The following is a 12,448-nucleotide window of genomic DNA, read 5'->3' on the forward strand; positions in this document are numbered from 1 at the left end:
CCCGCGAACAGCACCTTCGCCGTCGGAACCCTGGTGGCCGCCGTTTTCGCCACCGCGACGGGAGCGGCCACGACGATCGTGCCGCCGCGCCCGCGCCCCGCGACGTGCCCGTCGTCGGTCAGCCGCTGGTAGGCCTCGGTGACCACCCCACGGGACACCCGCAGGTCCGCCGCGAGCACGCGAGTCGCTGGCAGCCTGCTCCCCACCGGCAGCCTGCCGTCCGAGATCGCCAGCCGGAGCCGCTGGGCCAGCCAGGCGGAGAGCCTGCCCGATGGCGCGTCGCCGACGTCGAGCTGAAGGAAATCGGCGCCTATGGACCTGTCATCGAGGGTCACTTTGGACCTTCCCATCGGACCATTGTGCCATCAGGCTGACCGCATGGACACCGTTTCGACGTACGTGCACGGATACTCCGAGGTCGAGGCCCGGCGCCTCGGCGACCAGGCGGACACCCTCGCGGAGCTGCTGCACGCGGGCACGGCCTACTCCGCCGGGAGCCGGGTGCTGGAGGTCGGCTGCGGGGTCGGCGCGCAGACCCCGCACCTGCTCGCCGCCAGCCCCGGCGCCGACCTCGTCGCGGTGGACATCTCCGAGGATTCCCTGGCCCAGGCCCGTGCGCGCGTCAACGACCCGCGAGTCCAGTGGCATCGAGCAGACCTGTTCGCCCTGCCGTTCGCCGAGGCGTCGTTCGACCATCTCTTCGTCTGTTTCGTGCTGGAACACCTGCCGGACCCGGAAAAAGCGTTGCTGCGGCTGGGGAAACTCCTGCGGCCTGGCGGCACCATCACGGTGATCGAAGGTGACCACGGTTCGGCGTTCTTCCACCCCCGCAGCGACTTCGCGCAGGCCGCGATCGACTGCCTGATCCGCGTACAGGCCGCCGCCGACGGCGACGCGCTGATCGGACGGCGGCTGCAGCCGCTGCTGACCGGCGCGGGCTACCGCGACGTCGTCGCGCGCCCCCGGACGGTCTACGCCGACCCGACCCGGCCGGACCTGGCCGAGGGGTTCACCCGCCGCACGTTCACCGCGATGGTCGACGCCGTCCGCGACGACGCGCTGGCCGCCGGACTGATCACCCGCGCTGACTGGGACCGCGGCATCGCAGACCTCCGCCGCGTCGCGGACGAGGGCACCTTCCACTACGTGTTCTTCAAGGCCCAGGCCGTCCGGCCCGGCTGAGCAGCACCACGTCCACGACCAGTCCGATCCGGATAGCGTTGATACGTAACAGTTTCCACGTCCCATCCCGCGATCCCACTGTTCCCACCCAACACGCCGGATCGCCGCGTGGGAGCCCGATATCGGTGTCCCTGAAGGCCACCATGACGGCGTTAGACGCCGTCATGGTGGCCTTCAGGGACAGTCAAAGTTGTTGCGGCGCGAGCGATTCGGGTGGCTCAGCTCGCGGTCTGATCGCGGTGCGGGCGCAGTGCCCGCACAATCGGCGTTAGGTAGAGCTCCGCGAGCCGCTGCCGCTCGGCGGGGGAGTCGAGGGGCAACACGGTGTCGGGCGTGAGCACCAGTGAAAGCACGATGCGGACCAGGAGTTCGGCCGCGCTGTCGACGTCGGAATCGGGCAGGTCTACGTGGTCCGCGGCGATCTCGGCCCGGATCAGCCTGGCGATCCACGCCCTGGCGGCGGCGAGCAGCCCACCCGCCTGGGTGGTCAGGTTCGGCAGGATCAGTTCGGGCTCGGTGCGCAGCAGCCGGTTCAGCAGGCGGTGCCCGCGCAGGAACTCCAGGCAGAACAGCAGGCCCTCGATGAGCTTGTCCTCGGGGCGTGGGTGCAGCGCGACGACCTCGTCGACCCTGGTCAGGAACCGGCGCATTTCCCGCATGATCAGGGCATTGAGCAGCTGATCCTTCTTGGGGAAGTACCGGTAGATCGTCACCCGGGACAGGCCGACGCGGCGGGCGACGTCGTCGATGGTGAACCGGCGCAGGCCGAAGTCCTCCGCCTGTTCCAGCGCGGCGCCGAGGATCCGTTCGGACCCCTCGTCCGGCAGTTCGGTGGCCAGCGCGCGGCGCAGCAGGTCCTCGCCCGTCCCGTCCACAGTCATGGGGAGAGCTTACCGTCTTTACAGCTTGACTAAAGTTGTTACATGCGTTTTTCTGTAGTGGCGCCGATGTGGGCGCGGTCACTGCAGGAGGAGCGTCAGAGATGGTGCGAACCACCGATCGGGAGACAACCGCGCGCAGGCTGCTGAAGGCCAGCGCGAACCTGTCCTACGATCCCCATGTCGACGTCGACTGGGCCGCGCCGCTGGTCGACGGCCGTTTCTTCATCCCGGAACGCACGGTTTCGCTGTACGGCACGTCGCTGTGGGACGGGATGAGCCACGAGCAGCGGGTGGAGCTCTCGCGCCAGGAGCTGATCAACTCGGTCAGCGTCGGCATCTGGTTCGAGATCATCCTCATGCAGCTGCTGCTGCGGATGTCGTACAACACCGACCCGACCACCGCGCACGTGCGCTACGCGCTGACCGAGGTGGCCGACGAATGCCGTCACTCCACCATGTTCTCGATGCTGATCGAGAAGGTCGGCGGCCGTCCGTACCGCAATCCGCGGCCGCTGCAGTTCACCGCGCAGGCGTTGCCGCTGATCCTGCGCGGCCCGTCAATGTGGGTGGCGACGCTGATCGGGGAGGAGGTGTTCGACGCCCTGCAGCGCGAGCATCTCAAGGACGAATCCGTGCAACCGCTGGTCCGCGCGGTGATGCGCATCCACGTCGCCGAGGAAGCCCGGCACGTCCGGTACGCCCGCGAGGACCTGATGCGGCTGCTGGAGAACTCCTCCTGGGTCTCCAAGGAGTTCACCCGCGACGTCGTCGCCGTCGGCGCGGTGATGCTCGCGCGGATCCTGGCCAGGCCGAAGCAGTACGCCCGCGCCGGCTTGCCCGATCCGAAGCGCGCCGCGGAGATCGCCTGGGCCAACCCGCAACGCCGCGAGACGCTCGCGTTCGGCGCGTCCCGGCTGGTGCGATTCCTGGACGAGGCCGACCTCATCGGCGGCCCGAGCAAGAAACTCTGGTGCAGTTCCGGACTCATGGCGTGAAATCCCGAACACCCCGAGGGAGAACCAGCATGGCCAGACTCGAAACCGGCTTCGTGGCGCGCTTCGGCGGCCGCTGCGCCGAGCGCGTCAGCTCGGCGGGCGAGCACGCCGCGGACCTGGTCGACGAGACGGCCACCCTGGTCACCCACGTGGTCGACCGCACCGCGGAGCGCCTCGGCGACTACCTGCCGACACTGGCCGAGCGCGCGGGGAACCTGGTCATCCGCACCGCGGAGCGCCTGACCGGCGAGGACCGCCGATGAGCGCCGCGCCCCAGCACGAGGCCGTCGTCATCGGCGCCGGGTTCGCCGGGATCTGCATGGCCATCCGGCTGAAGTCCGCGGGCATCCACGAGTTCGTGATCCTGGAACGCGCCGACGACATCGGCGGCACCTGGCGCGACAACCGTTACCCCGGGGTGGCGGTGGACATCCCGTCCGTGACGTATCAGTTCTCCTTCGCCCAGAACGGGAACTGGCGCCGCGTGTTCGCCAAGGGCGCCGAGGTCAAGGAGTACGCCGACAATCTCGTCGCCGAGCACGGCCTTCGCCCGCACGTCCGGCTGGGCCAGGACGTGGTCTCCGCCGACTTCGACCAGGACCGCCACTGCTGGGTGGTGCGGACCGCGGCGGGGGACACGTTCACCGCCCGGTTCCTGGTGTCCGCGCACGGGGTCTTCGGCAAGGCCAACACCCCGGACATCGAGGGCGTCGGCGAGTTCGCCGGCCGGACCGTCCACACGCTGCACTGGGATCAGGACTACGTGCCGAAAGGCGAGCGGGTCGCGGTGATCGGCACTGGCGCGTCCTCGGTGCAGCTGGTGCCGGAGCTCGCCAGGGACGTCGCACGGCTCGACGTCTACCAGCGCACGCCGATCTGGGTGATGCCCCGGACCGACGTCAAGCTGTCCCCGCGCGTGCGGAAGGTGCTCGACCGCTTCGCCCCCGCGCGCTGGGTGTCGCGGGGCCTGACCAGCACGTTCATCGAGCTGGCGATGTGGCTCGGCGTCACCAACTACTCGCGGCTCCCGTTCCTGACCAAGGGCATCGAGAAGCTTTCGCTGCGCCACCTGCGTCAGCAGGTCGCCGACCCGGACCTCCGGGAACGCCTGAAACCGCATTACGATTTCGGCTGCAAACGGCCCGCGCTGTCCAACCACTATTGGCGCGCGTTCGGCAAGCCGAACGTCGAGCTGGTCACCGACAGCATCAAGCGGGTCCACCCGCACGCCATCGAGACCGCGGACGGCACGATCCGTGAGATCGACACGCTCGTACTGGCCACCGGGTTCAAATTCTTCGAGTATGACAGCGTTCCTGGCTACGCGGTGCGCGGTGAAGGTGGGGTCGATCTGCGGGATTGGTGGCTGGAGAACCGTTTCCAGGCCTACGAGGGCATCACGGTGCCCGGTTTCCCGAACCTGTTCCTCATCCCCGGCCCGCATTTCGCGACCAGCTGGTCGTGGCTGGTGATGGCCGAGAACCAGACCGCGCACGCGCTGCGCTGCATCACCCACGCCCGCGAACGCGGTGCCACCTACGTCGGTGTCCGGCGTCGCGCGCACGATCGGTTCTACGCCGCGATGCGGCGCGGGCACCGGAAGTCGTTGTTCACCACCGCGTCCTGCGCGAGCTCGAACACCTACTACCTCGACCGCGACGGTGAGCCGTCGATCGTGCGGCCGCAGGCCAGCACGACGGTGTGGTGGCGGGCGCGCCATTTCCCGCTCGACGACTACGAATGGCGCAGGCCTGTCCCGGTGCGACTGTCCGGGCAGGACACGGCTGGTGATCGCGTGTCACCTGGTCGTGGCTGAAGCTTGCCCCGGATGGCCAATTGTCGCGTCCCGCCCTTTCCGGCACGCTGTCTACTCTCGACAGCCGAAGGGACGGGAAGTCATGGCCAGCGAGTTCCAGCGACGCAAGATCGCCGGCGTGTTCGCCGCGATGGACGCCAATTCCGACGGGTTCCTCGCGAAGGACGACTTCGAGGCGCTGACCGCGCGGTGGACCGGCATGCGGGGCGTGGAGCCCGGTTCCTCGGCGCATGTCCTGCTGTCGGGGATCATGATGGGCTGGTGGGCGGCGCTGCTCGGCGCGTCCGACCGCGACCGTGACGGCCAGGTCAGCCTGGACGAGGTCCTGAGCCTGGTGGACCGCCTCCCCGCGATGCTGGACGTCGTCGCCGCGACCGCGAACGCGATGTTCGAAGTGGTGGACGAGAACGCCGACGGCGAGATCTCCGCAGCCGAATACCGCCAGCTCATCGAGGCCTGGACCGGCCGCGCAACCGACACCGACGAGATCTTCGCCCGCCTGGACTTCAACGGCGACGGTCACCTCTCCCGCACCGAGTTCGCCGGCCTGTGGACAGAATTCTGGGCGGGAAACACCCCGGAGGCCCCCGGCACCTGGACCTTCGGCCACTTCGACCTCCCCACCCCGGCTCCCCGCTAACCACCGCCCCCCCAACCTGTCATTGCCCCTGAAGGCCACCATCACGGCGTAATACGCCGTGATGGTGGCCTTCAGGGGCAGTCATCGAAGCCCGAGACTTCGTGGTGTGAGACGTGATCTGCCTCTCCTGGCACATCCTTGCCTAATGCAAGCAAAATGCTTAGCCTTGCTAAGTGACGGCGAGCGAGAGGTCTCTCACGGTGGCAGGAAGCAAGACGATCGCGGAGCTGGGTCCGCGGTACAAGTGGATCGCGTTGTCCAACACGACGCTGGGCATGCTGATCGCGACGATCAACTCGTCGATCGTGCTGATCGCGCTGCCCGACATCTTCAAGGGCATCGGGATCAACCCCCTCGAGCCGGCGAACACCAGCTACCTGCTCTGGATGATCATGGGCTTCCTGGTGGTCACCGCGGTGCTGGTGGTGAGTTTCGGCAGGCTGGGCGACATGTACGGCCGCGCGAAGATGTACAACCTGGGCTTCGCGGTCTTCACCGTGTCCTCGATTTTCCTCGCGATCACCTGGTTCCAGGGTGACGCGGCGGCGCTGTGGCTCATCGGCTGGCGCATCATCCAGGGTGTCGGCGGCGCTTTCCTGATGGCGAACTCGTCGGCGATCCTCACCGACGCCTTCCCCGCCAACCAGCGGGGCCTGGCGCTCGGCATGAACGGCGTCGCGGCGATCGCGGGCTCGTTCCTCGGCCTGGTCATCGGCGGGGTGCTCGCGCCGATCAACTGGAACCTGATTTTCCTGGTGTCCGTCCCGTTCGGGATCGCGGGCACCATCTGGGCCTACCTCAAGCTGCACGACACCGGCATCCGCCAGCACGCGCCGATGGACTGGTGGGGCAACATCACCTTCGCCGTCGGCCTGATCTCGGTACTGGTCGGCATCACCTATGGCATCCAGCCCTACGGCTCCTCGCCCACCGGCTGGGGTAGTCCGTTCGTGCTGAGCTGCCTGCTGGGCGGGCTGGCCGTGCTGGTCGCCTTCGTGATCATCGAGATGAAGGTGGACAACCCGCTGTTCCGGCTGTCCCTGTTCCGGATCCGGTCGTTCACCTGGGGCAACATCGCGAACCTCGCGGCGTCGCTCGGCCGTGGTGGGCTCCAGTTCATCCTGATCATCTGGCTGCAGGGCATCTGGCTGCCCCAGCACGGCTATACCTTCGAGCAGACGCCGTTGTGGGCGGGCATCTACATGCTGCCGATGACGGTCGGCTTCCTGCTCTCGGCCCCGGCTTCGGGCATCCTGTCCGACCGCGTCGGCAGCAGGCTGCTCGCCTCGAGCGGCCTCGCGATCACAGCGCTGACGTTCCTGCTGCTGATCCTGCTGCCGGTGGACTTCAACTACTGGGCGTTCGCGGCGATCCTGCTGCTCAACGGCATCGGCATGGGCATGTTCTCCTCGCCCAACCGCGCCGAGGTGATGAACAGCCTGCCCGCGGACTCCCGCGGCTCCGGCGCCGGGATGATGACGACCTTCCAGAACGCCGCCATGGTGCTTTCGATCGGCTTCTTCTTCAGCCTCATCATCGCGGGCCTGTCGAAGAACCTGCCCGGCGCGATGTTCCAGGGCCTGACCGCTCACGGCGTCCCCGCCGCGTCGGCCGACCAGGTGGCCCATCTGCCCGCGGTCGCCGTGCTCTTCGCGGCGTTCCTCGGCTACAACCCGATCCAGCAGCTCCTCGGCGGCCAGCTCGCCACGCTGCCCCCGGATCAGGCCAGCTTCCTCACCGGCCGTAGCTTCTTTCCGAACCTGATCTCCGGCCCGTTCTCCGAGGGTTTGTCGATCGCGTTCGGCTTCGCGATCGTGGTCTGCCTGATCGGCGCCGTGGCGTCCCTGCTCACCAAGGACGCGAAGCCCGGCGACGACCGCGAGTCGGTGGGCGAGGAGCTCGCCGCCGTGGCGGGCGAAGCCTCGGGTGGCCCCAGCGAATTGGTCTCGCCGGTCAGCGAACGCTGACCGCACGCCACGAGGAAGCGCCCGGTCCGACTGGACCGGGCGCTTCGCGGTGGGGCATCATCGCGGATCATGAGCCGCAAAAAGAAGGAAGTGCTCGCGCGCGAGACCGAGTTGCTCCGATCCGGCAAGCCACTGGAGTCGGTTCTGGCCGACCTGCGGGCCGAAGAGTTCGGCAAGATCGAGAGCATCAAGCTCGTCCGTGAGGTCACCGGCTGCTCCCTGGCCGAGGCGAAGGACCTCGTCGAGGCGTCCCCGGCTTGGACGGACGGTGTCAGCCACCAGGCCGTCCCCGCGGACCGCGACCGGCTCGCCTACGAGGAACTGCGGAAGAACTCCGGCTTCCTCTAATCCGCGCATTCATGGCGTGAAATTCGCAAGACTAAGACGGTGGCCTGAGAACTGTCGCAGCAGCCGCCGCTCGAAGCCTCGGGCGCCTGTCCTTCGAAGCCGCTCACCCTCCACAAAGGACGGAAAGTCTGCCCAATCGCCCGTTCATGCGTGCCCCTGAAGGCCACCATGACGGCGTTAAACGCCGTGAAGGCTCCCATCAGGGCACACGGCAAACCTGGGGTCGCGACTGAAGGGGACGCGGCCCTAGGCGCCAAACTGGACGCCATGACATCAGTTCCGGACGCCTTCTAAGAAAGTGGTCTATATAAATGGAATTATCGATAACGATTTTCCGGCCTGAAGCAACGCGGAGCGCGCTTCAGGCCGGTTCTGACCGCAGACTCAGACGACCTCGTTGAGCTTTCCGGTCGCGACGTCGAAGACGAAGCCGCGGATGGAGTCCTTCTTCGGGATGAACGGGCTGTTCTTGATGCGCTGGACCGACTGGCGGACGTCGGCGTCGAGGTCGGAGAACGCCTCGGCGGCCCACGGGGGCTTGACGCCGGTGTCGTCCTGGATCGACTTCTTGAACTCGTCGTCGGTGAAGGTCAGCATGCCGCAGTCGGTGTGGTGGATGAGGATGATCTCCTCCGTGCCGAGCAGACGCTGGCTGATCGCGAGCGACCGGATCTCGTCCTCGGTGACCACGCCGCCCGCGTTGCGGATGACGTGCGACTCGCCCTCGTTGAGGCCCAGCACGCCGTAGACGTTGATCCGGGCGTCCATGCAGGCCAGGACGGCGACATGCTTCGCGGGGGGAAGCGGCAGCGGGCCTTTGAAGGTCTCGGTGTACTTCGCGTTGTTGGCGAGCAGTTCGTCGGTGACGGTCATGATGCGTTCCTCACACTGAGGCTGGCGAGCGGACGCATACAGTCGACCGCCACATGCGCATATGCGCAAAGGTGCCCACCTGATGAAACGGCGGGAACGTCGAGCCATCCCAAGGGCGAGTGGTTACGAACGCGAGCGTCAGCGTCAGCCGAAGGTGACCCGCTCGATCTTCACCGGTTTCGCGGGTGCGCCGTCCAGGGGGCCGCGCTCGCTCGGGATGATCCCGGCGGCGACGATCCGGTCGAGGACGTCCATGCCGCGGACGACTTTGCCGAGCACCGAGTAGTTCGCCGGGATGGTGGCGAACGAGTGCACGATGAAGAACTCGCTGCCGTTGGTGCCGGGGCCCTGGTTGCCCATCGCGATCGTGCCGCGCGGGTAGGTCTCCTTGCCGGTGACCTCGTCCGGGAACTTGTAGCCGGGGCCGCCTTTCTCCACCTCGTAGATGTCGCCGCACTGCAGCACGCCGAGCCGGGCGGAGTTCGTCAGCCGCCAGCACTGGCTGGCGTTGTAGAAGCGCTGGAGCACCAGGCTGAGCATGTTGTGGACGCCGCAGGGCGCCGCGCCCGCACGATCGAGCTCCACTGTCACCGGGCCGTAGTTCGTCCGGAACGTGACGTCGGCGTGGCCGAGGGTCAGTGCGAACGGCAGGGGCCGCAGGACGGGACGGGCGGCCGGGTTCTCCGGTGTCGGGGTGAACTCGCAGCGCACGATCGGCGCGGCCGGGGTGGCCGACGCCGCGGGTGCTATGAGCAGCCCGGCGGCGAGAACGGTGACGGCGGCCAGTGCCCAGCGCAGCTTCATGGCGGGAAACCTAGCCGATCACCCGGTGCGGGAGCGAGGGCTACTTGCGCCAGGCGGTGCGCTGCTTGCGCAGGTCCAGCACCAGCAGCAGGACCAGCAGCAGGCTGAGCCCGACGAGCCACACGTTCTCCGTGTTGTTCTCGTGGTTGCCCTTGAGCATGACCAGCAGGAAGATCGCGCTGAGCCAGCCCGCGATCCGCGTCGCCTTGGGGAACGAACCGTGCCAGCCCCACTCGGCCGACGGCTCGTCGCGGGGGTCGACCTCGGGCCGCTTTTCGACCGCCTTGCTCGCCACGATCACTCCTTCAGACCCGGGTGTTCCTCTTCCACCCAGATGATCCCATACCTGCGTGTCGGCGCCGGACGGGACCCGCGAGATACTGAGTGACGATGACTACCTCGCGGAGTGTCCTAGTACTCGGTTCGACCGGTTCGATCGGAACCCAGGCCCTCGACGTCGCGGCCCGCAACCCGGACCTGTTCCGCGTCGCGGGCATCGCCGCGGGCGGGTCCGACCCGCGGCTGCTGGCCGCACAGGCGCTGGCGCACGGCGTCGAGGCCCTCGCCGTGATCCGGCCGACCGTGGTCGAAGACCTCCAGCTCGCGCTGTACGCCGAGGCGCAGCGCCGCGGCTACTCGCGCGGTGAGTTCAAGATCCCGCGCATCTTCGCCGGGGCCGACGCCGTCCTCGAGCTCATCGACTCGGTGCCGGTGGACGTCGTGCTCAACGGCATGCCGGGCTCGCAGGGCCTCGAGCCGACGCTGCGCGCGCTCGCCACCGGGTCGACGCTGGCGCTGGCCAACAAGGAGTCGCTGATCGCGGGTGGGGCGCTCGTGCTCGCCGCCGCGAAGCCGGGTCAGCTGGTCCCGGTCGACTCCGAGCACTCCGCGATGGCGCAGGCGCTGCGTTCCGGCCGCGCCGAGGAGGTGTCCAAGCTGGTGCTGACCGCGTCCGGCGGGCCCTTCCGCGGGCGCAAGCGCGACGAGCTGGGCGAGGTCACCGTCGAGCAGGCGATGGCGCACCCGACCTGGGCGATGGGCCGGGTCATCACGATCAACTCCGCGACGCTGGTCAACAAGGGCCTCGAACTCATCGAGGCGACGCTGCTGTTCGACGTCCCGCCGGACCGCGTGGACGTCGTGGTGCACCCGCAGTCGATCATTCACTCGATGGTGACTTTCGTCGACGGCTCGACCCTCGCGCAGGCCAGCCCGCCGGACATGCGGCTGCCGATCGCGCTGGCCCTGCACTGGCCGGACAGGCTGCCTGGAGCGGCGGCTCCGTGCGTCTGGGACAAGCCCGTGAGCTGGACTTTCGAACCCCTGGACAACGAGGCTTTCCCGGCCGTGGAGCTCGCCAGGCACGTGGGCACCGCCGGGGGCTGCCTGCCCGCGGTGTTCAACGCGGCGAACGAGGAAATGGTGGCCGCCTTCCTGGCACAGAACGCCAGCTTCACCTCCATCGTGGACACTGTTTCCGAGGTGGTGGAAGCCGCCGACCAATGGCGTCGTGAACCTCGTGACGTCCAGGACGTACTCGCGGCCGAGCAGTGGGCTCGCGCGCGAGCGGGCTCGATGATCGGCAGGGGGAAGTAGCGCGTGTTCGCCTACATCGTCGGTGTGGTGCTGTTCGCGCTGGGGATCTGCATCTCCGTCGCGCTGCACGAGGCCGGGCACATGGTTACGGCCAAGGCCTTCGGGATGAAGGTCCGCCGGTACTTCGTCGGATTCGGGCCGACGGTCTTCTCGTTCAAGCGCGGTGAAACCGAGTACGGCCTGAAGTGGATCCCGCTGGGTGGCTTCTGCGACATCGCCGGCATGACCGCGCTCGACGAGGTCACCCCGGACGAGGCGCCGCGCGCGATGTGGCGGTTCAAGACCTGGAAGCGCACCGTGGTGCTCAGCGCGGGCTCGCTGACGCACTTCATCCTCGGCTTCATCGTCCTGTACTTCATGGCGATCACCATGGGCCTGCCGAACCTGACCCCGCCGTCGACGGAGCCGGTGCTGGCGAACACGTCCGCGTGCGTGCGCGCCGCGACGACCGTGGACCAGGTCAACAACCCGGTCTGCCGGCCAGGCGACCCGGCCCCCGCGAAGGCGGCCGGGATGCTGGCCGGGGACAAGGTCCTGTCCGTGGGCGGTAAGCAGACGCCGACCTGGGAAGACATGCTGAAGGCCGTGCAGGCGGCCAACGGGCCCACCGCGGTCCAGGTGCTGCGCAACGGGCAGACGAAGGACCTCACCGTCACCATCCCGCGGGTCGAGCGGTTGCTGGCCAACGGCTCGGTCGCCGTGGTCGGCGTCATGGGCGCCGCGAAGGTCCCGGACGCCAACACCGGGCCGGTGCACTACGGGCCGGTCGCGGCGATCGGCGGCACGGTGGGCTTCACCGGCAAGATGTTCGCCGAGACGGGCCAGCGCCTGATCGAGTTCCCGAAGCGCATCCCCGCCGTGGTCAGCTCCATCTTCGGCGGCGAGCGTGATCCGAACACCCCGGTCAGCGTGGTCGGCGCCAGCCGGATCGGCGGCGAGGCTGTCGAGCGTGGCCTGTGGCCGCTGTTCTTCTTCCTGCTGGCCAGCCTGAACTTCTTCATCGGCGTGTTCAACCTGCTGCCGCTGCTGCCGCTCGACGGCGGGCACATCGCGATCTCCTGGTACGAGCGGGTCCGCGACTGGTTCCGCAAGCTGCGGGGCAAGGCGGCCGGCAGCCCCGTGGACTACACGAAGCTGTCCGCGGTGACGATGGTCCTGGTGCTACTGGGCGGCGCGGTGACACTGCTCACTGTGACCGCCGACATCGTGAACCCGATCCGCCTGCCCTAGCGGCTCGCACCGGTCGAAGTGCGCCGCCGTCCCCGGCGGCGCACTGTGCGTAACACCGGTCACCGTGACGGTTGACTTCGTGCGGGGCATCCCCCGGTAGTAGGTACGCTGGCGTC

Annotated in this window: 14 protein-coding genes; 9 read left to right on the forward strand and 5 right to left on the reverse strand. The window is 68.2% G+C overall.

Annotation, left to right across the window (positions count from 1 at the left end; translation table 11 throughout):
• Window positions 1–350, reverse strand: a 350-nt coding sequence (locus QMK34_RS44850; protein ID WP_326420956.1) for a winged helix-turn-helix domain-containing protein, incomplete at its 3' end; no start/stop codon positions are given.
• Window positions 351–378: 28 nt separating this feature from the next.
• Here QMK34_RS44850 and QMK34_RS44855 point away from each other — a divergent pair.
• Window positions 379–1,182: a methyltransferase domain-containing protein gene (locus tag QMK34_RS44855; RefSeq protein WP_326420957.1), complete on the forward strand. Its 804-nt coding sequence runs from the start codon at window positions 379–381 to the stop codon at window positions 1,180–1,182.
• Between the two features lie 218 nt (window positions 1,183–1,400).
• Here the strand turns inward: QMK34_RS44855 and QMK34_RS44860 are convergent, their stop codons facing one another.
• Window positions 1,401–2,063, reverse strand: coding sequence for a TetR/AcrR family transcriptional regulator (locus QMK34_RS44860; protein WP_326420958.1), 663 nt, complete (start codon window positions 2,061–2,063; stop codon window positions 1,401–1,403).
• Window positions 2,064–2,164: 101 nt separating this feature from the next.
• On the opposite strand from QMK34_RS44860, the gene QMK34_RS44865 reads away from it, so the two are divergent.
• The 6 genes from QMK34_RS44865 (at window position 2,165) to QMK34_RS44890 (ending at window position 7,829) form a co-directional block, all read left to right on the forward strand.
• Window positions 2,165–3,058 carry an AurF N-oxygenase family protein gene (locus QMK34_RS44865; RefSeq protein ID WP_326420959.1) on the forward strand — a complete coding sequence of 298 codons (894 nt, stop codon included), beginning with the start codon at window positions 2,165–2,167 and terminating at the stop codon, window positions 3,056–3,058.
• A gap of 29 nt (window positions 3,059–3,087) precedes the next feature.
• Entirely contained in the window at window positions 3,088–3,321 is a 234-nt protein-coding gene (locus tag QMK34_RS44870; RefSeq protein WP_326420960.1) for a hypothetical protein, read from the forward strand.
• On the forward strand, window positions 3,318–4,874 hold the full coding sequence (locus tag QMK34_RS44875) for a flavin-containing monooxygenase (protein WP_326420961.1): 1,557 nt from the start codon (window positions 3,318–3,320) through the stop codon (window positions 4,872–4,874). The genes QMK34_RS44870 and QMK34_RS44875 overlap by 4 nt, the downstream gene beginning before the upstream one ends.
• An 82-nt stretch (window positions 4,875–4,956) precedes the next feature.
• Window positions 4,957–5,514, forward strand: coding sequence for an EF-hand domain-containing protein (locus tag QMK34_RS44880; protein ID WP_326420962.1), 558 nt, complete (start codon window positions 4,957–4,959; stop codon window positions 5,512–5,514).
• Window positions 5,515–5,714: 200 nt separating this feature from the next.
• Entirely contained in the window at window positions 5,715–7,481 is a 1,767-nt protein-coding gene (locus QMK34_RS44885; RefSeq protein WP_442785359.1) for an MFS transporter, read from the forward strand.
• Between the two features lie 69 nt (window positions 7,482–7,550).
• A complete protein-coding gene (locus QMK34_RS44890; protein WP_326420963.1) occupies window positions 7,551–7,829 on the forward strand; it encodes a ribosomal protein L7/L12 in 279 nt (92 codons plus the stop codon).
• A 384-nt stretch (window positions 7,830–8,213) separates the two neighbouring features.
• On the opposite strand, the gene QMK34_RS44895 is transcribed toward QMK34_RS44890, so the two are convergent.
• From QMK34_RS44895 to QMK34_RS44905, 3 genes are all read right to left on the reverse strand, one after another.
• Complete coding sequence (locus QMK34_RS44895) at window positions 8,214–8,702, reverse strand: beta-class carbonic anhydrase (protein WP_326420964.1); 489 nt, start codon at window positions 8,700–8,702, stop codon at window positions 8,214–8,216.
• 144 nt (window positions 8,703–8,846) lie between these two features.
• Window positions 8,847–9,506 (reverse strand): peptidylprolyl isomerase, encoded by a 660-nt coding sequence (locus QMK34_RS44900; RefSeq protein ID WP_326420965.1) that lies wholly within the window; start codon window positions 9,504–9,506, stop codon window positions 8,847–8,849.
• A 40-nt stretch (window positions 9,507–9,546) separates the two neighbouring features.
• Complete coding sequence (locus QMK34_RS44905; RefSeq protein ID WP_326420966.1) at window positions 9,547–9,801, reverse strand: DUF2631 domain-containing protein; 255 nt, start codon at window positions 9,799–9,801, stop codon at window positions 9,547–9,549.
• Window positions 9,802–9,896: 95 nt separating this feature from the next.
• Between QMK34_RS44905 and dxr the strand changes: the two genes are divergently transcribed.
• Both dxr and QMK34_RS44915 read left to right on the forward strand, forming a co-directional pair.
• Window positions 9,897–11,102, forward strand: coding sequence for a 1-deoxy-D-xylulose-5-phosphate reductoisomerase (dxr, locus tag QMK34_RS44910; RefSeq protein ID WP_326420967.1), 1,206 nt, complete (start codon window positions 9,897–9,899; stop codon window positions 11,100–11,102).
• 3 nt (window positions 11,103–11,105) lie between these two features.
• Window positions 11,106–12,332, forward strand: a complete 1,227-nt coding sequence (locus tag QMK34_RS44915) for a M50 family metallopeptidase (protein WP_326420969.1) — start codon at window positions 11,106–11,108, stop codon at window positions 12,330–12,332.
• Window positions 12,333–12,448: the final 116 nt, after the last annotated feature.

It is taken from the genome of Amycolatopsis sp. H20-H5, from assembly GCF_035828755.1.
Lineage (GTDB): Bacteria > Actinomycetota > Actinomycetes > Mycobacteriales > Pseudonocardiaceae > Amycolatopsis.